Genomic DNA, 23,622 nt, shown 5'->3' with positions numbered 1-23,622 from the left:
TATTTCACTACAAAATTGTATATAATCACCTAATTTTTTCAAGTTGAACGAGTAATTAAAAAATTAAGATTGTTAAAATTTAAGTGATTCTCATGTAAAAAGAGGGATTCGGGTGAAACATACAATATGTTTAGTCCGTATATAACACCGTAAATATTAAATATTTCACGGATTAGAGAGAAAAAGAATGAGAAGGTTATAAATTTTTATTTAAAGGGGGGATTTGATTCGTTTTTGTAAGTAAAATAATTAATTCATGTTAAATATTAAGTTAAAATCGACTTTTGAGTCACCCTTTTTGCTCCTAAAGGTGTTATATGGGTGTAAGTTCAAATTTAAGTATCAAGTATTATGTTGAAAATTGTATTAATCGTAGGTGTTTTATTATTCAATCTTGTTGGAGTGCAAGCTCACGAGAAGGAGATGGATTCATTGGATAATTTAGTGAAGAAGTTCGAGGCGAATCCTGCGGACCCCCAAACGACAATTCAACTTCTGAGAGAGTTGAAAAACCAAGGGAAGCCGAATCGTGATGTTGTGAACAGGTATTTTCAGACTCAGAAGGAGGCGGATTACTTGAAGGATTATAACTGGTCGATTATCCGGGATTACGTGGATGATGTGAATGCTCCCCAGATTAAATATTTGTTTAACAATCAGTCCAAGTTCATGCAGAACTTCTCGAAGGATGATGTGTTCCAGAAGTTGGATAACGTGTTTGTCGGTCATTTGGAACAATACTACAACAGTAACAAGATCGAGTATAACAAGTATCTGGATTTCTTGAAGAGTAGCGGTTACGAGCATTATGACGTGGTGGCTGACTATTTTTACATCAAGCAATTGCGGGCAGAGCGTAAGTCAGAAGATTATTTCTACAAGGCTAGAAAGTTATTCCGTTATTTCCCCGAGAACAGGAAAATGATCAAGGAGATCACCGATGGTGCGTTGGAGATCATGAATGATGTTTCCCGTTTGAAGGTGATTCAATTGTGGGCAGGTAAAACCGTCGAGTCAAAGAAAGATTTTGATGCCCTTTATAATTATGCCTTGATCTCTAACAAATGTGGTTTCGAGGATGTTGCTAAAAGATATGCTAAGATTGCTACTTCTTTGGCAGAAGAGTCTTCTAACCAGACCATGATGGAGAAGGCGAAAAAATTGTTGCAGTTGGTAAACTAGAATTTGTAACAAAAATATAGCAGGGGGTGATCGTCATGATTACTCCCTTTTTTTGTATCTTCGCAATCTGAACAGATAAAATTGAAAATGGAAAAGAAAGGTTTGATTGTTGCCGTTGACGGCCATTCTTCTACGGGAAAAAGCACGGTATCCAAAATACTGGCTGCACGTTTGGGGTACACGTATATTGACACGGGAGCCATGTATCGGATCGTGACGTTGAAAGCAATGCGTGAAGGATTAATCCGAAACGGGAACGTGGATGATGAAAAATTGAAAGAAGTTCTTCCGACAATTATTTTCGGTTTTAAATATAACGAGGCAAAAAAACGTTATGAATCTTACATGAATGGCGAGTATGTAGAGGTAGCCATTCGCGGATTAGAGGTTTCTGATAACGTGAGTTTGATCGCTGCATTGCCTTACGTGCGAAAGTTGCTTGTTGAGAAACAACGGGAGATGGCAAAGGAGGGTGGTGTAATCATGGATGGACGGGATATTGGGAGTGTCGTGTTCCCTCATGCGGAGGTGAAGTTCTTTATGACGGCAAGTCCTGAAGTACGGGCTCAACGACGTTACAAGGAACTGATCGAGAAGGGGGAGCAGGTGACTTATGAAGAAGTGGAAGCGAATGTCCGGAAACGGGATTATATAGATGAACACCGGGAAACAAGTCCTTTGGTGAGAACGTCGGATGCTGTGTTGATTGATAATGGCGATATGACCGTGGAGGAAGAAGTGGAAGAGATGTTAAAGATCATTCGTTCGAAATATGAAAGTAGAAATTGACGAGAATTCCGGTTTCTGTTTTGGGGTTGTGAATGCGATTGCCAAGGCGGAGGAAGAATTGCAACATGGAAGATTATATTGCATAGGAGATATTGTGCATAATAGTTTAGAGGTGGAGCGATTAAAACAGCTGGGATTAAGTACGATAGATCATGATGAATTTGCCCGGTTGAAGGCGTGTCGTGTGTTGTTCCGGGCTCATGGTGAACCACCGAGTTCATACGAACTGGCAAAGAAGAACGGGATTGAGGTGATCGATGCCTCGTGTCCCGTGGTATTGAATTTGCAGAAGAAAATACGAGAGGCATACGAGGAGGTGAGAGCGAACGGGGGGCAGATCGTGATTTATGGAAAAAGAGGACATGCCGAGGTGAACGGGTTGGTGGCTCAAACGAATGATGAGGCGCTGATTATCGAGCAAGAGGAAGATTTGAAATCCATCGATTTTTCCCGTTCGGTAATTCTGTTTTCCCAAACAACCAAGAGTTTGGATGGTTTCAAGCGTGTCGTGGAGTTGGTGAAGGAGAATGCAAGGGCCTCCGTGGTAGTAAACGATACAATCTGCCGTAAGGTGGCAAATCGAATCCCGCAGTTGAAAGATTTTGCGGCAAGACATGATGTGATCTTGTTTGTTAGCGGGGAAAAGAGTTCCAACGGGAAGCAACTTTTCGAGGTTTGTCGGGAGGTGAATTCCCGGACTTATTTTGTGCAGGGGGTGAAAGACCTGCGTGATGAGATGTTTGATAAAGCCGATAGTGTCGGGATCAGTGGGGCTACTTCAACACCGAGGTGGGTGATGGAAGAGATAAAGGAGGGGTTAAAAGCTAAAAGCTAAAAACTAAAAGCTAAAAGCTAAAAAAATAAATTATAGAATTGGGGGTATAGAGATTAACATTTTTAATTTCCAATTTTCAATTAAACGTTGTTTTTATGGGAAAGATTAAAAAAATAGGAGTTTTAACTTCAGGAGGCGATGCTCCGGGAATGAATGCCGCTATTCGGGCGGTTGTGAGGGCCGCTATTTTTAATGGCTGTGAGGCTTATGGTATTTACGATGGATATGAGGGATTGATCGAGGGAAATATTGTGCGTATGCATTCCCATGACGTGAGTAATATTATTCAACGAGGAGGAACGATCTTAAAGACGGCCCGTAGCGAGGAATTCCGTACGCCGGAGGGACGTACGAAAGCTTACGAGAAGATGCAGGAATTGGGAATTGATGCATTGGTCGTGATTGGTGGGGATGGAACTTTTTCCGGAGCCCGGTTGTTCTGTCAAGAGCATAACGTGCATATTGTCGGGATTCCCGGTACGATAGATAATGATCTTTACGGGACGGATTACACGATTGGATATGACACGGCGGTAAACACTGTGGTGGATGCCGTGGATAAGATCCGGGATACGGCAAGTGCTCATAATCGTTTGTTCTTTATCGAGGTTATGGGACGGGATGCCGGATTTATTGCGTTACGGTCGGCCGTGGCTACGGGGGCCGAGGCTGTACTAGTTCCGGAAATCGAGACGGATTTGAATGACTTGGATCGTTACCTAGAACATGATTATAAACCTCATAAGTCAAGTGGTATCGTGATCGTGGCAGAAGGTGATAAATCAGGTGGAGCGTATACGATTGCCGATCAGATCGCTAAAAAACATCCCGAATATGACGTGCGGGTAACTGTTTTAGGTCATATCCAAAGAGGAGGATCACCTTCCGCTTTTGACCGCGTGACGGCTAGCACGTTGGGAGTGGCGGCAGTGGATGCTTTGTTGGATGACCAGACCAGTATCATGGTTGGGATTATGAATAAGGATATTGTTCATGTTCCTTTTAACAAGGCTATCAAGAATTCAAAACCGTTAAATCATAATTTGTTGGACATTACGGAAGTCTTGTCTATTTAAAATCTAAAATTAATTCGTTTGTTGTACGCGGATGTCATTATCCCTCTGGGAGTGGAAAGTTTTTTTACTTATTCGGTACCGGAAGAATATGAACATTCGGTAACGGTAGGTGCGCTCGTGGTCGTTTCATTTGTTAAGAATAAACGTTACACGGGTGTTGTCTATGCGTTGCATACGAATCCGCCTGTCGGATTTGAAACAAAACCGATAGAACGAGTTATCGAGGAAGGATTCGCTCTTTCTGGTTCTCATTTGAAATTTCTATTGTGGCTCAGCGAGTATTACATGACGCCACCGGGAGAGGTTATGCGGGCAGCATTACCTGTTTCGATGCGCTTGGAGAGTTACACGAGTTTGAGTTTGGTGAACGGCTGGGAAGAGCGGTTGGTAGATGAAAGTGAATTAAGCCGGGAAGAGAAGGAGATCATGGGAGTATTTCGAGAAAGAGGAGAGATATGTATGGCCGAAGTCGAAAAACTCTTGAGGAGAAAGGATGTCTATGTTGCTGTTCGTGCCTTATTGGAAAAAGAAATTATCGGAATCAAGGAGTCGGTAGATGATCTGTTCAAACCGAAAATTGAACGTTTGGTGAGATGGAAACGAAAGTTCACGAGTGAAGAATTGGACGGGATTCTTGATAGCTTAAAACGGGCGAGGGCTCAATACAAAATGCTGTGTGATTGGGTGTATTATAGCGACGAGCATCGAGTCGAGGGGTTGCCTAGAACGGAGTTTATTCAGCAAATCGGTAGTTCGGCCTCAGCCTTGAAAGGATTGTGTGAACGGGGCGTGTTGGAAATTGTTGTGCAGGAAGTCAGCCGTTTAGAGGTATCTAAAGAGGACGTGGAAGATGTACACGCTTTGTCGGGGGCGCAAGAAAAGGTTTTGGGCGATATTCAAGGGTATTACAAGGAGAAGGATTGTGTCTTGTTGCAGGGCGTAACTTCTTCGGGTAAGACTGAAATATATATTCATCTGATACAAGAAACGCTAAGGCAAGGAAAACAGGTGTTGTATTTGTTACCGGAAATTGCGTTAACGGTACAGATCGTGAAACGCCTGCGGCGGGTCTTCGGGGATCAAGTCGGCGTTTATCATTCGGGTATGGCGGATAGTGCCCGGGCGGAGATGTGGCGTAAACAGAATGGTACGAATCCTTATCCCGTGGTGTTGGGTGTGCGGTCATCCGTGTTCTTGCCTTATAAACAATTGGGTTTGGTTATTGTTGACGAGGAGCATGAAAGTTCTTACAAGCAAAAAGAACCGGCACCCCGCTATAACGGTCGTGATGCCGCTATAATGCTTGGAAAGATGAGTGGGGCAAAAATATTGTTAGGTTCTGCAACACCTTCTTTTGAAAGTTATCAGAATGCCCTAAGCGGGAAATATGGTTTCGTGCAACTGACAACCCGTTACGGGGAAGTGATGATGCCGGAACTGTTGTTCGTGGATATGAAGGAGTATCGTCGTAAAAAGATGATGAAAGGGAGTTTTACTCCGGTTTTGTACGAGGAAATGAAACGGGTGTTGGAGAACGGGATGCAGGTGATTTTATTCCAGAATAGACGGGGGTATTCGACTTATTTACAATGTGACCGTTGCGGTTCCATCCTGAAATGTAAACATTGCGATGTGAGTATGACTTATTATCGCTACCGGAACACGCTGAATTGTCATTATTGCGGGAGCTTGCGGGCTGTTCCGGCCGTGTGTCAGGAGTGTGGGCAGGGACATTACGTGAATCGTACTCCAGGAACGGAACGGATCGAGGAAGACGTGAAACAGTATTTCCCGGAGGCCCGGATTGCCCGAATGGACTTGGATGTGATGAGTAATAAGGCAAAGTTCAGGGCTTTAATCGATGATTTTGAAAGTGGAAATTTGGATGTGCTGATCGGCACGCAGATGGTTTCGAAAGGGTTGGATTTTGAACGGGTGAAACTTGTCGGGGTGATGGATGCCGATAGTCTGATGGGGTTTCCCGATTTCCGGGCAGAGGAGCGAGCTTATGATATGTTGATGCAAGTGAGTGGACGCAGTGGACGAAAAGGTGAGCGCGGCAAGGTGGTAATTCAGGTAACAGATATGCAAAGTCGAGTGTATCAGTTGGTGAGGAAGGAAAACTATAGAGAGTTTTACTCTCAGTTATCCCAAGAACGGGAAATGTTTAACTATCCCCCCTTTTCCCGGTTGATTCAGGTAGAGTTGAGGCATGTGGATGAGGTGGTTTTGAGAAATGCCGCGAACGAGTTAGCTAGGTTGCTGCGGGAACGGTTGGAACGTAGGGTATGTGGCCCGGCAGAACCGGATGTGTCCCGGGTTAGAAAAATGTATCGGATACAAATTCTGATAAAGGCGGAACAAGGTCTTTCCCTGTCAAAATTGAAAGCTTTCTTGAAGCAGAAAAGTGATGAATTGGTGAAAACTCCCATTGGTAAGGGAGTGCGTATTTATTTCGATGTTGACCCGTTATAATTAGGTTGTATTTTGTCGCTAGTATCGGACGTTGAGCATGATTTATTTCTTATCTTTGTTTGGAACGAAGGCCGTTCCGACTGTTTCGTCGAAAAATAGTATAGGTTATTGTTAAGTCATAAAACCTTGATTTTTGCTTACTTTTTGAGAGTGGTCTGTTAACAAGTGTGTCATGAGAAAAGGTGAAATGTTAAAAAATAGGCCATATCTTAGTAATGTTCTGCATTTTAAGAGGAGATTAGAAATTATTTGGGAAAACCTTAAAATTTGTTTTAACATTATTTAGTGTCTTTGATTTTAACATTTGGCGGAATAATCTCTATTTTTGGAAAAACAGAAAACGGTGAAGATATAGATTCTCTTTTTGAGGAGATTGAAACCGAAGTGGAATATTTACGTTAGACAAAGTAGTAATATAAATCAATATAAAAATCAATGATATGAATACGGTTGATATCAAAGCATTGAATGAGCGCATACAGCAAGAGAGTTCTTTTGTGGATATGATTAGTATGGAGATGAACAAAGTGATCGTCGGACAGAAGCACTTGGTAGAAGGACTGATGATCGGTATGCTTTCTAATGGACATATTTTGTTGGAGGGAGTTCCCGGTTTGGCGAAAACCTTGGCGATAAATACACTAGCACATATTATTAATGCTAAATTCAGTCGAATCCAGTTTACCCCGGATTTGTTACCGGCTGACGTTGTCGGTACGATGATTTATTCTCAGAAAAGAGAAGAGTTCGTGGTGAAGAAAGGACCGATTTTCGCTAACTTTATTCTGGCGGATGAGATTAACCGGGCCCCGGCGAAAGTGCAATCGGCCTTGTTGGAGGCGATGCAGGAGCGTCAGGTGACTATCGGGGATATGACTTACAAGTTGGAAGAACCATTCTTGGTGATGGCAACCCAGAATCCGATCGAGCAGGAAGGAACTTATCCTCTTCCCGAGGCTCAGGTTGACCGTTTCATGTTGAAAGTGGTGATTGATTACCCGAAAAAAGACGAAGAAAAATTGATCGTTCGTCAGAATTTGGAGAAAATTTATCCCCAGTCTAACACGATCCTACAACCGGAAGATATTCTGCGGGCTCGTGAGGTGGTGAAGGAGGTTTACCTGGACGAGAAGATCGAGAAATATATTGTTGACATCGTTTTTGCAACACGTTACCCGCAAGAGCATGGCTTGGAAAAATTCGTTTCCATGATTGCTTACGGGGCATCTCCTCGTGCTAGTATCAGTTTGGCCAAAGCAGCACAAGCGTATGCTTTCATTAAACGTCGCGGATATGTAATCCCGGAAGATGTTCGTGCTGTTTGTCACGACGTTTTGCGTCATCGTATCGGTTTGAGCTACGAGGCTGAAGCGAATAACTTGACCAGCGAGGATATTATCAGTGAAATTTTGAACACGGTAGAGGTACCTTAGTGATTGAAGACCGATTAATTTACGATTTGTGAATTACGATTAAAAAAGCATTGATTTGTGGTTGGAGATCATAAATCTAAAATCATAAATTAAGGGGGCTGGAATTTAGAATCTAAAATTTTTAAATCTAAAATTAACTAAGGTGGAGACTTCAGATTTATTAAAACGTGTCAGGCAGATTGAGATAAAGACTCGGGGATTATCGAGTAATATCTTTGCGGGGGAGTATCACACGGCTTTTAAAGGTCGGGGAATGACGTTTAGCGAGGTGCGGGCCTATCAATACGGGGATGACATCCGAAGTATTGACTGGAACGTGACCGCTCGTTATAACCATCCTTACGTGAAGATATTCGAGGAAGAACGTGAGTTGACCGTGATGTTGTTGATTGACGTGAGTGCCTCGCGTAATTTCGGTACGGTGTCGAAACTGAAAAAGAATCAGATTACCGAGATTGCGGCCGTGTTGGCTTTCTCTGCCATTCAGAACAACGATAAGATTGGCGTGATTTTCTTTTCTGACCGGATCGAGAAATTTATTCCGCCGAAGAAAGGACGGACACATATTTTGCATATCATCCGGGAATTGGTGGATTTTTATCCGGAACACAAGGAAACGAATATCTCTGTGGCGTTGCAATATCTGACAAACGCTATCAAGAAACGGTGTACTTGTTTCCTGATTTCCGATTTCATGGATGATCACGATTTCGAACACCCGTTGATTATTGCCAATAAGAAACATGACGTGGTAGCTTTGCAATTGTACGATCGTAGAGAGAAAATATTGCCTCCTGTCGGGTTGATGTACTTGACGGATGCGGAGACGGGAGAAAGTGTTTGGGTGGATACATCCGACAAGAAAGTCCGGGACGAGTTCGAAGCGTATGGCATCGAACGAGACAAGGAACTGGATCGGATATTCAAACATGCCGGTGTCGACATGGCATCTATCAGCGCTGATGAAGATTACGTGAGGTCATTGATCACGTTATTCAAGAGAAGAGGGGCTGGATATTAATTGAACATTGAAAATGGAGAATTAAAATGAAAAATAGAATTATTCTATTCGTAATTATCCTACTAGGTTGTGTCAGTGCTTTGAAAGCACAAAATCGGGAATATAGTGCCGAGATTGACACGAACTATATCATGATCGGGGATCAGATTCATTTCCGGATGAAAGTGAAGGCTGAACCGGGTGTGAAAGTGGCATTCCCTCAATTGAAGGACACGATAGCACAAGGAATCGAGATTATATCCGGGCCGGTTCGTGATTCTATCATGGAAAAGGACGGACGGGTACTCGTGCAGGAAAGTTACGTGATAACTTCTTTTGATTCGGGCGTGTTCGTGATTCCACCAATGCCCATTGAGATTCAACAGGAAAGTTATAATAACACGCTGCGTACTGATCCGTTACACTTGATCGTGAATACTTTCGTGGTTGATCAGCAGAAAGGAAATTACGATATTGTAATGCCTTTGGCTGCCCCGTGGACATTTGCCGAGATATTACCTTATTTGTTATGGACATTGTTGGGAATCGTGGTGATTCTTCTGGTTGTCTGGATTATCAAAGTTCGGAAATCCCGTAAGAGTCTTTTCCATCACGAAAAACCGGCAATTCCTCCGTACGTGTTGGCCATGAAGGCTTTGGAGGAGATCAAGAAGGAGAAATTATGGCAGAGTGGAAAGACCAAAGAGTATTACACGCAATTAACTGACACGATCCGGAATTATTTGGATGGAGAATTGGGTATCTCAGCGATGGAACAGACTTCTTTCGAAACTTTGAAGGCTTTGGAGAAATGCGAGCAGGTAGACGCAAAGCAACGGGATAAGTTGGCAGATATGTTTGAAACGGCTGATTTCGTGAAGTTTGCTAAAGCGGAGCCGTTGCAGGATGAGAACGTACGGAATTTGGATATTGCCTATAATTTTGTACAGGAAACTAATGATACAATTCGAGCCGAGCATGAGAAAGAACGCCTGGAGCAGGAGTTGAAAGAACAACAGGAGAGGGAGGCGAGAGAGAAGGCGGAAAAGGAAGAGAAGGAAACCGGAGAGGAGAAAGATAACTGAAATTAATTTATGATTTATGATTTACGATTTATGATTCGTTTGCAATCAAAACCTTAAATCAAGAAATTAAATAGGATCTAAAATAGAAGATATGTTTGGATATGAATTTGCAAATCCCGAGTACTTTTGGTTGTTGTTGGTGCTGATACCAATGATTATCTGGTACATATTCAAGGAGAAACGCTCGCATGCTGATTTGAAGTTTTCTTCAATCCGGGTGTTCAAGCAAATGAAACGGGGTAGCCGGATCTGGTTACGTCATTTATTGTTTGCAGCTCGGGTTTTGGCCATTCTATTTTTGGTTCTGGCATTGGCTAGACCACAATCCAGCACGAGTTGGCAGACCTATAACAGCGAGGGTATTGATATTATGCTGGCATTGGATATTTCCGGTAGTATGTTGGCACGAGATTTTACTCCTGATCGACTGGAGGCAGCCAAGGAGGTTGCGACTAAGTTTATATTGGAGCGTCCTCAGGATCGTATCGGGCTGGTTGTTTTTAGCGGGGAAAGTTTCACGCAAAGTCCTTTGACAACGGATCAAGCCGTGTTAGTCAACGTGATGAAAGATATTCGTAGCGGGATGATTGAAGATGGAACAGCTATTGGCCTCGGGTTGGCAAATGCGGTAAATCGTTTGAAGGATAGCAAGGCGAAATCCAAGGTGATCATTCTTTTGACGGATGGAGTCAACAACCGGGGAGCGATTGCACCAATGACAGCGGCAGAATTGGCAAAAACTTTTGGTATCCGGGTTTACACGATCGGTGTCGGGTCTTTGGGTGAGGCTCCTTATCCCGTGCAAACGCCCTTTGGGATGCAATTACAGCGAATGCCGGTTGAGATAGATGAAGATATATTGACCCAGATTGCTGACATGACAGGCGGTAAATATTTCCGGGCAACAGATAACAAAAAACTGGAGCAAATTTATCAGGAGATTGATCAATTGGAGAAGAGTAAAGTAGAAGTCAAACATTTCAGTCGTAAGAACGAGCAGTATTTCTATTTTGCTTTGATCGGGGCTTTGTTATTAATTGTGGAGGCGTTAGGGCGATACACGTTGTTGAGGAAAATTCCATAATTGTAAGTTTTAAATCTTAGATTGTGAATTGATGCAATTCGGAATTTAAAATCTAGAATCATTAAATTTAAAATTGAAAGGGTTATGTTTAGATTTGCACATCCTGAATTATTATACTTGCTGATTATCATACCATTGTTGATTGTTTTTTACGTGGTAGCAAGGATTCGGAAGAAAAAAGCGATTGCTGAATTCGGGAGTCCCGAATTACTGTCAACACTGATGCCTTTGCAATCTTATAAGCGGGAGACATTAAAATTTATACTTGTTCTGGTAGCTTTGTTTTTCGTCATTCTTGGGGTTGCAGGTCCTCAGTTCGGGTCAAAATTGCAACAAGTAAAAAAAGAGGGCGTGGAGTTAATTATTGCGTTGGATGTGTCAAATTCCATGATGGCGCAGGATATAAAGCCCAGCCGGTTGGATGCGGCGAAACAGGCCATTTCCCGAATGGTGGAAAAATTAAGTGATGATAAAGTGGGATTGATCGTATTTGCAGGGGATGCTTACGTGCAATTGCCGATCACGACGGATTATTCTTCAGCTAAATTATTCCTATCTGGAATTAATACCGATATTGTCCCGATACAGGGTACGGCGATAGGAACGGCAATAGATTTGGCTGCGAAGTCGTTTACCCCGGACACGGAGGCATCGAAAGCGATTATCGTGATCACGGATGGTGAAAACCATCAGGACGATGCGATTGCCGCGGCTAAAGCTGCCCGGGAAAAAGGTATCTACGTACACACGATCGGGATGGGATTGGCACAAGGAGGACCGATCCCGGAGAAGGGAAATCCCGGACAATACATGAGAGACGGGAGTGGTAACCCGATTATATCCAAGTTGGACGAGGAAACATTGAAAGAGATTGCCAAGGCCGGAGAGGGAATATTCGTGCGGGCAAGTAATTCGAACGTGGGATTAAACACCTTGTTGGACGAGATTGATCGTATGGACAAGACATTGTTGGAAGAACGGGTATTCAGTGATTATGCTGAAAAATACCAGTATTTCCTGATCATGGCATTGATATTCGTGTTGCTGGATTTCATGGTATTGGGACGTAAAAACAAGAATTTCTTGAAGATCAATATATTTGGAAGTGAGACGAAAAGTGTTGGAACGAATCGGTAAATTTTAAACGAGACATTATGGTGAAGATATTGATAACGATGATAGCAGCTGTAGTTATAAGTTTACCATCGGCTGCGCAACAGGAACGAAAATTTATTCGGGGCGGGAATGATCTGTTTAATAAACAGGATTTTGAGAAGGCTGAAGTGGAGTATCGTAAGGCTTTAGATACGGAAGTGAAATCATACGAGGGTGCGTTTAACCTGGGAGATGCGCTTTATAAACAGAAAAAGTTTGACGAGGCATTACAACAATTCCAATCGTTGGCTCAGAATGAAAAAGACAAGGAAAAGTTAGGAGAGTTGTATCACAACATCGGGAATACTCTTTTGGCCATGAACAAGTTGGATGAGAGTATTGAGGCTTATAAACAGTCGTTGAGAAACCGTCCGAATTCCCAAGAGACAAAGTATAATCTAGAATTTGCCCGCAAGCAGAAACAAAATCAAGATCAAAATCAAGATCAAAATAAGGACCAGAATAAGGACCAGCAGGATCAAAATAAAGATCAACAGAATCAAGATCAGAACAAAGATCAGAATAAGGACGAGAATAAAGATCAAAACAAGGACCAGCAAGATCAGAATAAGGATCAACAAGATAAAGATAAACAGGATCAAGATCAGAAAGATCAACAGAATAAAGACCAGCAAAACAAGGATCAACAGAATAAGGATCAACAACAGCAGGACCAACAGGCCCAGCCTAAAATCTCTAAAGAGGATGCCAAACGTTTGTTAGAGGCTTTGGAGGCAGATGAAAAGAAAACACAGGAAAAGGTACAGAAAGATAAAGTTCAAGCTCAAAAGGCAAAGAAGATGAAGATTGAGAAAAACTGGTAACTTTGTACGTTTTTCCATAGAGATAATAAAGAATTAAAAGATAAACAAATGAAGTCATTCATTATCATATTGCTATTATGCGTTATTGGTGGGTCTAAGTTATTTGCCCAAAAGACAGAATTTATCGCATCCGCACCTTCCGTTGTGGAAGTCGGGGAGCAATTCCGTCTTTCCTTCGTGTTGAACAACAAGGGGGAGAACTTACAGGTTCCCACGATAAAAGGGTTTGATTTACTGGCAGGACCGTCATTGAGTACGTCTTCTAACATCACGATTATCAATGGCGATATGAAACAAAATCAAGAGTACACGTACACTTATATTTTGGAAGGACAGGAAGAAGGAGAGTTTACGATCGAACCGGCCACGATCACCGTGGATGGTAAAGAGTATAAGTCCCAGCCCTTGAAGATAAAAGTGATTAAAGGTTCCGGGAAACCTCGGAATAATACCCAAAGTTCCGGGGATGTTTCTGAGAACCGGGGAAGTACTTCGATTACGGATGATGATTTGTTCCTGCGAATGGATGTGAGCCGCAACACGCTTTACGTGGGTGAGAGTTTGACTGCCACGTTGAAAGTATATGCTCGGGTAAATCTGGTCGATGTGCAGGGGAAAAAGATCCCGCCTTTTGACGGGTTCCTGACAGAAGACGTGAAGATTCCCCAGATTCATTTGGAACGTGAGGAATATAACGGGAAAATATATGATCGGGTAGGCGTGTTACAAAAAACGATTCTTTTCCCGCAACATGCCGGGACGTTGACGATTGAGCCTTACGAGTTGTATTGTCTTGTCCGCCAACGGGTGGGGAGTCGTGGTGGAAGTATCTTTGATGACTTTTTCGGGAATTCCCGTGATGTCCGGGTACTCTGCAAGAGCAAACCCGTGAAAATTACCGTGAAACCTTTACCAGAGGCCGGAAAGCCGTTAGGATTTAGCGGTATGGTGGGAACCCTTGCCATGACAACCTCTATGTCAACAGATACCTTGAAAGCGAATGATGCGTTGACGTACAAGGTGGTGTTACGCGGGAATGGAAACATGAAATTGTTAGAGGCTCCGAAAATCACTTTCCCGCATGATTTTGACGTGTACGATCCGAAAGTGACTAGGGATATAAGCGGAACGTCCGGAACCGTTACTTTTGAATATCTCGTGATTCCTCGTTATGCGGGGGATTACAAGATTCCAGCCGTGCAATATTCCTATTTTGACCCGCAAGCCGGGGCTTATAAGATGTTGAAGGGAAAGGAGTATTCTGTTCGGGTTGAAAAGGGAAATGAATCCAGTCAAGGAGCCGGGGAGGCAGCCTTACAGTCGTTCAAGAAAGAAGATGTCAGGATGTTGGGACAGGATATTCGCTATATCAAGACACACAAGAACGATCTCCGTCCGAAAGGCGTGTTGTATTTCGCCACAATGGAATACTGGTTGAGTTTCTTGATCCCTTTTGTACTTTTCGTGGTCGGGATGATTCTTAATCGTCGCCGTATCAAGGCAAATGCCGATTTGGTACGGGTGAAGAGTAAAACGGCGAACAAAATGGCTCAGAAACGTTTGCGGGCAGCCTCTGTCGCGATGAAAGCCGGAAACTCCGAGCTATTCTATCAAGAGACATTGAACGCTTTGTGGGGATATGTTAGTTATAAATTGAACATAGCCGCATCAGAATTGAATCGGGACAATATCAGTGATCACCTGACTCGTCGGGGGGCAGACGCGACGTTAATTCAGAGCTTTATCGAGGTGCTCGATCATTGCGAGTACGCTCGTTATGCCCCGGGTGCTAATCAAGGAGAAGAGATGGATAACGTGTACAAGGATAGTATATCTATTATCACGAAATTGGATAAAGCGATCTGAAAGCTAAAAGTTAGAAGCTAAAAACTAAGGTTAAAAACTAAAAGTTGAAAAGAATGAAAAGGATATATATAATATTGATGTTGCTCTTATCCGGTGTGGTGACCTATGCTACTGATGTCAAGACGCTGGCGGAGGAGGCAACTAAAATGTACCAGGAAGGCGACTATCAGAAAGCGATTGATTTGTATAACGAGATGTTGTCCGATGACATGGAATCCGCGACCGTGTATTACAATTTGGGAAACTGTTATTACAAGCAAGGGGAGACTGCGAAAGCCATATTGAATTACGAACGTGCTTTATTGTTGCATCCGGGCGATAATGATATAAAGTATAATCTGACGATGGCGCAAAAGGCCACGGTTGACAATATCAAGGTATTACCGGAACTTTTCCTTGTACGTTGGTATAATGCTTTCGTGACCGCTTTCACGGCTGATCAATGGGCGTACGTGTCTGTCATCCTGTTTATAGGATTTCTGATCATGGCAGCGTTGTTCTTTCATGCAACATCCATATCTTTAAAGAAAAGTTGGTTCACTTTAGGGATAATCATGCTGTTGGTGTCCGTGATGACCATTTTCTTTGCTTTGAAACAATATCATCGGATGACCGACAGGGATAGCGGTATTATTATGACTCCCAGCGTGGTGGTACGAGGGGCTCCGGATAATAGCGGTACCGAATTGTTTGTGATTCACGAAGGACTGAAAGTACAGGTTATCGGAACTCTAGGAGATTGGTACAACGTGCGTTTGGCCGATGGAAACGAAGGGTGGATTGCTAAAACGGACTTGGAAAAGATATAGTAGCGAGATACATAAAATGTACGGTGAAGGGGATAGCTGCAAAAATAAGTAGTTACCCCCTTTATTATTGGAAGATTATATGATTAGTAGCTGAAATTTGTTCCAGTTAAAGGCTCAGATAACGCATATCAATGGAATAGAAGCTAGATAAAGATGATGCAACTCATCTTTATCTCGTCTATAAGTCATCTGTATCTAGTCTTTGTTCAATGTACTGGCACTTAAATCCCCTTTTTCTCGCCTATTCTTGGATAGTTATTAAAATCAAGTATTTTGTGAGATTTAGATGTGAATATTGTGATTTGGAGGATCATAAAAAGATCGTTTTATGAAATACAAATATATACAATTTTCGCAAATTGTAAATAGAAGAAATTTATTTTCTCATTATTAAGAACCAATGTGTTGTGTTTTTCTATAATTCGGAACGATGTCTTGTAGTGTGAATATTATTAAACGATCGTTTAATAATATAAATAACAATAAAAGTATATGATAAAGTCATACTGTTTTCCAAGTACCTATGAGTTTACAAATCAAGAACTTTCAAAGGTTGCAAATAACCTTTTGGATGGAATAAAAATCAAGATTAACGAAAACGATTATATTGTTGGAAATTTAGCTTTGCGAGAGGGATATTCTCCTCACAAAAATATCAATTCAGCTCCTGTGGAGGAAGAATATCAATTATTATTGAAAGCTGGTTTATTACTGGCGGTTTCTCAAGGAGATTTTGCGATAAATTTGACTGTGGGTTTCCCTTTTTCTACCTATATGCTGTATCGAGATGAAGTTCGAGACATAATAGGAACGGGGCAAACGATAACTTTTGATAGTGGGACATTTGATCATGCCGGATTGGAGACAAAGAAAATAGATATTGCAGGGATAGATGTTATTCCGGAGATCGTGGGATGTATTACGGCAATTCGGGAGGGGAGTATATGTGCGCAAGGTAATTTTTTCATGATAAGTTTGGGTTTCGGAACTTGTGAGGCGGTCGTAAGTACTCCTTCTGGGATCGTGAATCGTTCTGCGGTCAGCATGAATGGAATTCGTTATGCGGTAAAACTATTTGAGTATGAATTATCCAAGAAGTTTTATTTGGAATTGAAAACGGAACATCAACTGGATGTTTTGTTTCAAGAAGGTCGGGTTACAATAAACAGGATACGGCATGATGTTACGGATTTACGTAAAAAGGTGTTGAGAATGTACTACAATGATGTAATCTCTCCTCGTTTGAAAAAAGCATTTACAGATGATGATTTCAGTAAATGTAATCAGATGTTTGTGGCCGGGGGAGGTGCTTATTATCAAGATTTGATCGATTGTATAAAAGATGAATTTGGGGATTTCCTTTCTATATCCGTTTATCCAGAACCGGAGAAATGTGCATCTCATGGTTATTGTCTCCATTCGAAATCGAAATTGGGAAATGATGCGCTTGGCGGTTTGGAGGCGCTTGACCCTGATGTGTTTTTGAAAAGTTCAACCTCTCGGTTGGCTGTCGGTTTGGATGTGGGGAATGCCACTACTTGCGTAACGTTTGTTGAATGTAGTGATTAATCGAGGATATGTTTTTTAGAAAGAAAAAGAAGGTGCGGTATGAATCTGACGAAGAGGTACAGGTTGATGCGTTTATAAATTTACCGACCAAAACAACGATTACCGGGGATTTACGTGCGGAAAGAGCTGTTCGGGTAGATTGCGATTTTAAAGGGAATATTGTTACAACGGAACGGGTTGTGATTTCTAGAGAAGGTCGTGTCGAAGGAAACGTGAAGTGTTCTTCAGCCTTGATTTCCGGGAGGGTAAGAGGAAATATTGTGGCGTTGGAGGCCTTGACGTTACAGGTTCCGGCTCATATAAAAGGAAATATCTTGACAAAAAATATTTATATCGAGCCGGGGGTTGTTATTGATGGTGTTTATAAAATTATAGAAGATAAATCGTACATAGTTTCACGTGATAAGAAAAATTATTAGGTTTTGTGGCGTGATAAATCATTTTACTTTGTAAATTTGTAATCCGGTACGATTTTTTACTCGTGCCGGGTAACAACCTGTAATAGATTATCATGGAGAATTTTATTGTTTCGGCGCGTAAATATAGACCTGCAAGTTTCGACACGGTGATCGGGCAGCACTCGATTACATCCACGTTGAGGAATGCGATTCTTAATAAACAACTGGCTCAGGCTTATTTGTTCTGTGGACCCCGTGGGGTGGGCAAAACAACCTGTGCCCGTATATTTGCCAAGACGATTAATTGCATGAATCTACAACCGAATGCCGAGCCTTGTAATGAGTGTGAGTCGTGCAAGGCGTTTAATAGCGGGCGTTCGTTGAACATTCACGAGTTGGATGCTGCCTCTAACAATAGCGTGGATGATATTCGAGGTCTGGTTGATCAGGTGCGGATATTGCCGCAGGTAGGGAAATACAGCGTGTACATTATTGATGAGGTGCATATGTTGAGTGCCTCGGCTTTCAACGCTTTCTTGAAAACGTTGGAAGAGCCGCCTGCCCATGCCATTTTTATTCTGGCAACGACCGAAAAGCATAAGATATTACCGACGATTTTGTCACGTTGTCAGATTTACGATTTTAACCGGATAAAAGTACCCGACACGATCGAGCATCTGAAACGAATTGCAGCCAAAGAAGGTGTACAGGCCGAGGAAGAGGCGCTGAACGTGATTGCGCAGAAGGCCGACGGGGCCATGCGTGACGCCTTGTCGATCTTCGATCAAGTGGTGAGTTTTTGCGGGAAGGATTTGACCTATGATAAGGTAATCGAGAATCTGAACGTGTTGGATTACGATTACTATTTTAAGTTGACAGATTTATTCCACGATGGTAAAATGGCCGATACGTTCTTGCTTTTTAACGAGATCATGGAGAAAGGTTTTGATGCCGGTAACTTGGTTTCCGGGTTGGGACGTCATTTCCGTGATTTATTGGTTGCTAAAGAAGAAATCACCGTGCAATTGCTGGAAGTGAGTGCATCCATCAAGGAACGTTATTTGAAACAAGCGAAAACTGTAACTCCCGAATTCATATTTGATGCCTTGAAAGTGATCGAGCAATGCGAGATGCAGTATAAAATGCGTGTGGAGAAACGTTTATGCGTGGAACTCACCTTGATCAAGTTATGCCAAATTAATGAACTAAAAAAAAAAGTCTTAGCATAGAGGAATTTACCGGGCTATTAAAAATAGCTGATTTTAATGGGAAATTCCAACAAACGGATGGTGGGACAACGGCTCCGGTTTCCGGGGAAAAGCCTTCTGTCCCTGCCGGAAAAACGAATACTTATAAGGCAGAACCGCCACATTCATTTAAATTGAAAATGGCAATGGCGGAGACCCGGGAGAGCTTGCAGGTCCGGCAGGAAGAGGGAGGTGCAAAGGTTGAGGATAACCGGGTAAAAGCACAAAGCGAATTTACGGTGGCGGATGTGATTTCCGCGTTGGAAACTTACGTCGCAACTTCGCAGGAAGATACGACCGTTAAGATTGCCTTGACTTCTCACACTCCCAAAGTGCAAGGGTTTGTCATCACGCTTGAGGTTGATAATGACTTTTTATTGTCCAAGGTGACGGATATACATCCTTACTTGCTCTCCTTCCTTACCAAAAGATTGAATAATGGTTTTATTACCCTGAATGTTCAAGTTTACACGGAACCGGAAAATGGCGAGGAGAAAAGACGGCTTTTCACGGCTAAGGATAAATTCGATCATTTTGTCGAGATCAATCCAGCCGTGAGTGAGTTGAAAGCCTTGTTCGGGTTGGAGATAGAATGATGTAATTTTAAATTTTAGATTTTAGATTTTAAATTTCCAGTCGCACGGGGTGGGACGATGCCTTTTGATTCCATACTAAATTCTAAGCTTTAAACTTTTCTTCATTTTCAATTGTTAAATAGTTTCTCCTGCGGCGAGATGGAGCAATTTGTCTTTTTCACCAACGATCCAAACCACGTCACCGGCCTCGAAGGTGGTGTCCGGGGTGGGGTTCATGGTGGAGGTGCCGTTGCGTTCGATGCCGATGACGAGACAGGCGGCTTTATCACGGATACCGGATTCCCGGATGGTGCGTCCCACGAGTGGCGTGTCGGCCTCAATGGTGAATTGTTCCAAGCTGACTTCCGGGGGACGCTGTTGTTCAAGTTCGTGTTTCCGTTTTTCTACGCGGTTTTCGACAAACTCACGGAAGACGTTAATTTCTTTGTCCGTGGCGGTCACGATGATGTGGTCGAAAGGATATAGGCGTTCTTCCCCACCGGGAATGTTTATGCGTTCTTCTCCCCGGATGATTGTTACCACGCTGACCCCGCAGGTCTGGCGGAAATTCAATTCCTTTAGCGTTTTGCCGACGCTGGGAGAGGATTGCGACACTTCGAAGTCGGCGAGGTGGAGATCCCGGTCAAGTAAATGTTTGACAAAACGTTGCTTGATGGGAGACTTGCGTTCTTGTTCCTGTTGGCGGGCCGTGAAGTTACGCAGGAAACGACGTTCCAGTTGTATAGAGTATTTTTTTAACCGTTTGGAATAGATGAAGAACAGGATGACCGCGGTGGCGATCACCAGCAGAAGACCGGCAGCGACGTTCACGAGGCTGGATATGACGAACATCACGATCCCGATGCAGAGTGCTACCCGTAGAACGATGAGGGATACGAGTGGTCCCCGGTTGTATTTACTATCACTCCATAATTGTTGGAATTCTTCCGAATGGTTCTTTTTCATCATGATCGCCCGTAGGAAGGGGGAGATAAGTAGCAGAATGGCAACGGCGCTAACAAGGCCGCCCTGTATTCCGGGAAGTTCCTTGCGGATTAACGGGGTCAGGTATTGTAGGAAAAGAGCTATGGTGAAGACCGACAGGATGGTGTAGGTGATCACTATGCGGCATAACGCTTTCAGTAGTTGGTGCCATGTGCTTTTATGGTGGATCGTGTTCGTTCCCGTGCTATACCTGTCAAGGAAATGAATCCAAGGGGCCGGTAGGTGTTTGGTCACGAACTGGTAGGCGGGGTCTGCCAAGCGAATCATGTAGGGGGTGAAAAAGGTGGTGATGACGGAGACGGTAACTACTATGGGGTAGAGAAATTTGTCCGTCACGTGCAGGGTCATACCTAGACTTGCGATAATAAAAGCAAATTCTCCAATCTGTGCTAACGAGAATCCCGATTGGATGGCAATCCGGAGGCTTTGCCCGGACAGGAGTACACCGGATGCGGCAAACGTGATTTGTCCGACCATGACGACTGCGGTGATCAGTAATATCGGGAACCAGTACTCGACGAGCATGGCGGGATCGATCATCATCCCGACCGAGACGAAAAAGATCGCCCCGAAGAGATCTTTCACGGGTTTAATGAGGTGTTCGATGTTTTCGGCCTCGATGGTTTCCGCCAGGATGGACCCCATGACAAAAGCCCCCAGTGCGGAGGAAAAACCGGCTTTCACGGCAAGTAGAACCATGCCGAGACAGAGTCCGAGTGACACGACTAATAATGTTTCCCCGTTGAGCCATTGTTTCGTTTTTTTCAGGAAGGTCGGGATGAGGAATATCCCGGTAATAGACCAGAAAACGAGGAAGGCGATGAGTTTAAGGATGCTGTCGACCATTTCCATACCTTCAAAATGCTTGCTGACGGCCAGCGTGGAAAGTAATACCATGAGGACGACGGCGAAGAGATCTTCCACGACAAGAATTCCGAAGACGACTCCTGCGAAACGCTGATTACGGAGACCCATATCGTCAAACGCCTTGAAAATGATAGTGGTGGATGACATCGAGAGCATTCCCCCGAGAAAGAGGCTATTCATGTGTCCCCATCCGAGTGACAGCCCGGTGATGTAACCCAACATCATCATGGCACCCACGATGGTAAGGGCGCTGATCATGGCGGTTCCCCCGATGTTCATGAGTTTCTTGAAACTAAAATCAAGTCCCAAGGCAAACAGGAGGAAAATGACCCCGATGTCAGCCCAGATATGAATATTCTCGGCATCCATGATCATGGGGCCGCCAAACGTGTAGGGGCCTGCGATAATACCTGCCATGATATAGCCCAGCACGACAGGTTGTTTTAGCCATTTAAAGAGGATGGTTATCAATCCGGCGGAAAATAAGATAATCGCCAAATCCGATATTAGGACAGGAATGTCTGACATGATGTTTATTTTTGCGGGAGCAAAGTTAATGATTTTTGATTTGGATGAATAAATATCAATTATCTTTGTGTGGATATGAGAAAAAAAATCAACATTCAAAAAGGGGCCGTGTTGGGGGCGATACTCACGACGATTGTCGCGGGAATGTTGCTTTCCGTGGTACAGGTTGTCGTGAAACCACCGTTGCTGTTGGGGGAGAGATTGTTGCCGGGCGGAGGATGGGTTCAAATTGTGCTGGCAGCTCTTTTCGGTGGATGGCTATATTTGCTGATGTTCGACCGGAAACGACGAGGCGTGTGGCGGAGACGTATTTGGCTACTTTTCTCGATCGTGTTCTTTAGTCAGTTATTTTTAGGGATTTTCGTGGATAGTGTGTTTCTGATGTCGGGAAAACTTCATTTTCCCATACCCGGACTGGTCCCGGCAGGGGTATTTTACCGGGGAGAGGTGTCATTCATGCCGTTTTTGTTTCTCGTAACGATTCTATTGTCCGGGGGTGCGTGGTGCAGCCAGCTCTGTTATTTCGGGGCGTGGGATAGTCTGGCAGCGGGAAAAAATGGAAAACGGGAGGTCCCTTCTTCTAAAATGAGGTCCCGAATGCGTTGGACGGTATTGTTTGTATTTATAGGTGTTGCTTCCGCGTTGAGAGGTTTCGGGGTTCCGGTGATTTATTCCACGGGGCTTGCGGCTTTTGCCGGGATGGTGGGAATCATGGTTATTGGGTTCGTGTCTAAAAGGCGTCATGTTGCCATACATTGCTCTTCCTATTGTCCGGCGGGGACGTTGGTCATGTACTTGAAACACGTGTCTCCGTGGCGGTTGCGTCTGAACGATCGTTGCCGGCATTGCATGGCTTGTACGAGGGAGTGTCGGTATGGGGCTCTGTCGAAAGTAGACGTGCTGAAAGGGCATCCGGCAATCAACTGTACTTTGTGCGGAGATTGTCTCGCGGGATGCGGTCATGATGCCTTGGAGTATCATTTTTGGGGAATCTCTCCTATATTGGCGGAACGCCTTTGGTTGGGGACTACACTGGTACTTTTCACGTGTTTCCTTTCTATTGCCCGGGTTTAAATATGTGGAAAAAAAGATTGCATATTTTGGTTTTTTTAACGTGCATATCCGCGTAGGGATACTACATTTGTGTGCTAATCAATAAAAAATATGAAAATAGACCGATTTCTTCAATTATTTGTGGTAAAGGAAAAAAAGTTTTACCCTTTGTATATCGAGCAAGCCGCTAATATAGAGGCTGCAGCCAAACTTTTGGTGGAGTTATTACAAGAGCAAGACCCTGAAAAACAGAAAGCGCTGTACAAGGACATCAAGGAGTTCGAGCATAGTGGAGATATGATCACCGCTAAGTTGTACGAGGAATTGAACAAGACGTTTGTTACTCCCTTCGATCGCGAGGATATTAATCTGTTGAGTGGCCGTATGGACACGTTTCTTGATTTTATTCACGATGCCGCGAAACGAATGTTGATGTACCGTCCGAAGAGTGTGAACCAGTTGTTGATTGCGATGGGGCAATGTATCGTGGAAGATGCTCGTATCTTGAAGGATATTATGAATGGATTGGAGTATATCCAGAAAAAACCGCAGGAGATTAACGAGAAATGTGTTCGTATCAAACAGATCGAGCATGACGTGGATGATTTGTATGAACAATTTATGAGTGATGTTTTCGCGAACGAGAAGGACGCTATCGAACTCGTGAAACTGAAGAATATCGGTCAGGTGTTGGAAGACGCTACCGACCGGGCAAAGGACGTGGGGGATATTGTGCGAGGTATTATTATTAAATTTGCCTGATCGCT

19 protein-coding genes and 1 pseudogene are annotated in these 23,622 nt (G+C 43.4%); 19 read left to right on the top strand and 1 reads right to left on the bottom strand.

Annotation, left to right across the window (positions count from 1 at the left end; all coding sequences use genetic code 11):
• The first annotated feature begins 351 nt into the window (after window positions 1–351).
• The 17 genes and pseudogenes from I2I33_RS06910 (at window position 352) to I2I33_RS06830 (ending at window position 19,423) form a co-directional block, all read left to right on the top strand.
• Entirely contained in the window at window positions 352–1,182 is an 831-nt protein-coding gene (locus I2I33_RS06910; protein WP_087421808.1) for a hypothetical protein, read from the top strand.
• A gap of 87 nt (window positions 1,183–1,269) precedes the next feature.
• Window positions 1,270–1,971 (top strand): (d)CMP kinase, encoded by a 702-nt coding sequence (cmk, locus tag I2I33_RS06905; protein ID WP_087421809.1) that lies wholly within the window; start codon window positions 1,270–1,272, stop codon window positions 1,969–1,971.
• Window positions 1,955–2,806 carry a 4-hydroxy-3-methylbut-2-enyl diphosphate reductase gene (locus I2I33_RS06900; RefSeq protein WP_087421810.1) on the top strand — a complete coding sequence of 284 codons (852 nt, stop codon included), beginning with the start codon at window positions 1,955–1,957 and terminating at the stop codon, window positions 2,804–2,806. Before cmk ends, I2I33_RS06900 begins: the two co-directional genes overlap by 17 nt.
• Before the next feature lie 95 nt (window positions 2,807–2,901).
• A complete protein-coding gene (pfkA, locus tag I2I33_RS06895; protein ID WP_087421811.1) occupies window positions 2,902–3,882 on the top strand; it encodes a 6-phosphofructokinase in 981 nt (326 codons plus the stop codon).
• Window positions 3,883–3,900: 18 nt separating this feature from the next.
• Entirely contained in the window at window positions 3,901–6,357 is a 2,457-nt protein-coding gene (gene priA, locus I2I33_RS06890; protein WP_087421812.1) for a primosomal protein N', read from the top strand.
• Between the two features lie 440 nt (window positions 6,358–6,797).
• Complete coding sequence (locus I2I33_RS06885) at window positions 6,798–7,790, top strand: AAA family ATPase (protein WP_027199954.1); 993 nt, start codon at window positions 6,798–6,800, stop codon at window positions 7,788–7,790.
• A gap of 142 nt (window positions 7,791–7,932) precedes the next feature.
• Window positions 7,933–8,811: a DUF58 domain-containing protein gene (locus I2I33_RS06880; RefSeq protein ID WP_087421813.1), complete on the top strand. Its 879-nt coding sequence runs from the start codon at window positions 7,933–7,935 to the stop codon at window positions 8,809–8,811.
• A 26-nt stretch (window positions 8,812–8,837) separates the two neighbouring features.
• Window positions 8,838–9,875 (top strand): hypothetical protein, encoded by a 1,038-nt coding sequence (locus I2I33_RS06875; RefSeq protein WP_087421814.1) that lies wholly within the window; start codon window positions 8,838–8,840, stop codon window positions 9,873–9,875.
• A gap of 91 nt (window positions 9,876–9,966) precedes the next feature.
• On the top strand, window positions 9,967–10,959 hold the full coding sequence (locus tag I2I33_RS06870) for a vWA domain-containing protein (RefSeq protein ID WP_087421815.1): 993 nt from the start codon (window positions 9,967–9,969) through the stop codon (window positions 10,957–10,959).
• Between the two features lie 84 nt (window positions 10,960–11,043).
• Window positions 11,044–12,096 (top strand): VWA domain-containing protein, encoded by a 1,053-nt coding sequence (locus tag I2I33_RS06865; RefSeq protein ID WP_027199958.1) that lies wholly within the window; start codon window positions 11,044–11,046, stop codon window positions 12,094–12,096.
• A gap of 17 nt (window positions 12,097–12,113) precedes the next feature.
• Complete coding sequence (locus I2I33_RS06860) at window positions 12,114–12,938, top strand: tetratricopeptide repeat protein (protein WP_087421816.1); 825 nt, start codon at window positions 12,114–12,116, stop codon at window positions 12,936–12,938.
• 48 nt (window positions 12,939–12,986) lie between these two features.
• Entirely contained in the window at window positions 12,987–14,804 is a 1,818-nt protein-coding gene (locus I2I33_RS06855; RefSeq protein WP_087421817.1) for a BatD family protein, read from the top strand.
• Between the two features lie 53 nt (window positions 14,805–14,857).
• Complete coding sequence (locus I2I33_RS06850) at window positions 14,858–15,613, top strand: tetratricopeptide repeat protein (RefSeq protein ID WP_087421818.1); 756 nt, start codon at window positions 14,858–14,860, stop codon at window positions 15,611–15,613.
• A gap of 492 nt (window positions 15,614–16,105) precedes the next feature.
• A complete protein-coding gene (locus I2I33_RS06845) occupies window positions 16,106–17,182 on the top strand; it encodes a hypothetical protein (RefSeq protein ID WP_087421819.1) in 1,077 nt (358 codons plus the stop codon).
• A gap of 8 nt (window positions 17,183–17,190) precedes the next feature.
• Window positions 17,191–17,601: a polymer-forming cytoskeletal protein gene (locus tag I2I33_RS06840; RefSeq protein ID WP_087421820.1), complete on the top strand. Its 411-nt coding sequence runs from the start codon at window positions 17,191–17,193 to the stop codon at window positions 17,599–17,601.
• Between the two features lie 92 nt (window positions 17,602–17,693).
• Window positions 17,694–18,779, top strand: a pseudogene (locus I2I33_RS06835) (DNA polymerase III subunit gamma/tau); the annotation flags it as partial.
• Window positions 18,780–18,973: 194 nt separating this feature from the next.
• The gene (locus I2I33_RS06830) at window positions 18,974–19,423 is read left to right on the top strand and encodes a hypothetical protein (RefSeq protein WP_118304935.1); all 450 of its coding nucleotides are present in this window, start codon (window positions 18,974–18,976) and stop codon (window positions 19,421–19,423) included.
• 114 nt (window positions 19,424–19,537) lie between these two features.
• Here I2I33_RS06830 and I2I33_RS06825 read toward each other — a convergent pair whose 3' ends face one another.
• Window positions 19,538–21,802 carry a cation:proton antiporter gene (locus tag I2I33_RS06825; RefSeq protein ID WP_087421823.1) on the bottom strand — a complete coding sequence of 755 codons (2,265 nt, stop codon included), beginning with the start codon at window positions 21,800–21,802 and terminating at the stop codon, window positions 19,538–19,540.
• 75 nt (window positions 21,803–21,877) lie between these two features.
• Between I2I33_RS06825 and I2I33_RS06820 the strand changes: the two genes are divergently transcribed.
• Entirely contained in the window at window positions 21,878–22,876 is a 999-nt protein-coding gene (locus tag I2I33_RS06820) for a 4Fe-4S binding protein (RefSeq protein ID WP_087421824.1), read from the top strand.
• Between the two features lie 90 nt (window positions 22,877–22,966).
• Window positions 22,967–23,617: a DUF47 domain-containing protein gene (locus I2I33_RS06815; RefSeq protein WP_087421825.1), complete on the top strand. Its 651-nt coding sequence runs from the start codon at window positions 22,967–22,969 to the stop codon at window positions 23,615–23,617.
• Window positions 23,618–23,622 lie beyond the last annotated feature (5 nt).

The sequence above is a fragment of the Butyricimonas sp. BSD2780061689_150309_C8 genome (assembly GCF_015560935.1).
Classification (GTDB): Bacteria; Bacteroidota; Bacteroidia; order Bacteroidales; family Marinifilaceae; genus Butyricimonas; species Butyricimonas paravirosa.
This window is presented reverse-complemented; position numbering and strand designations above follow the sequence as displayed.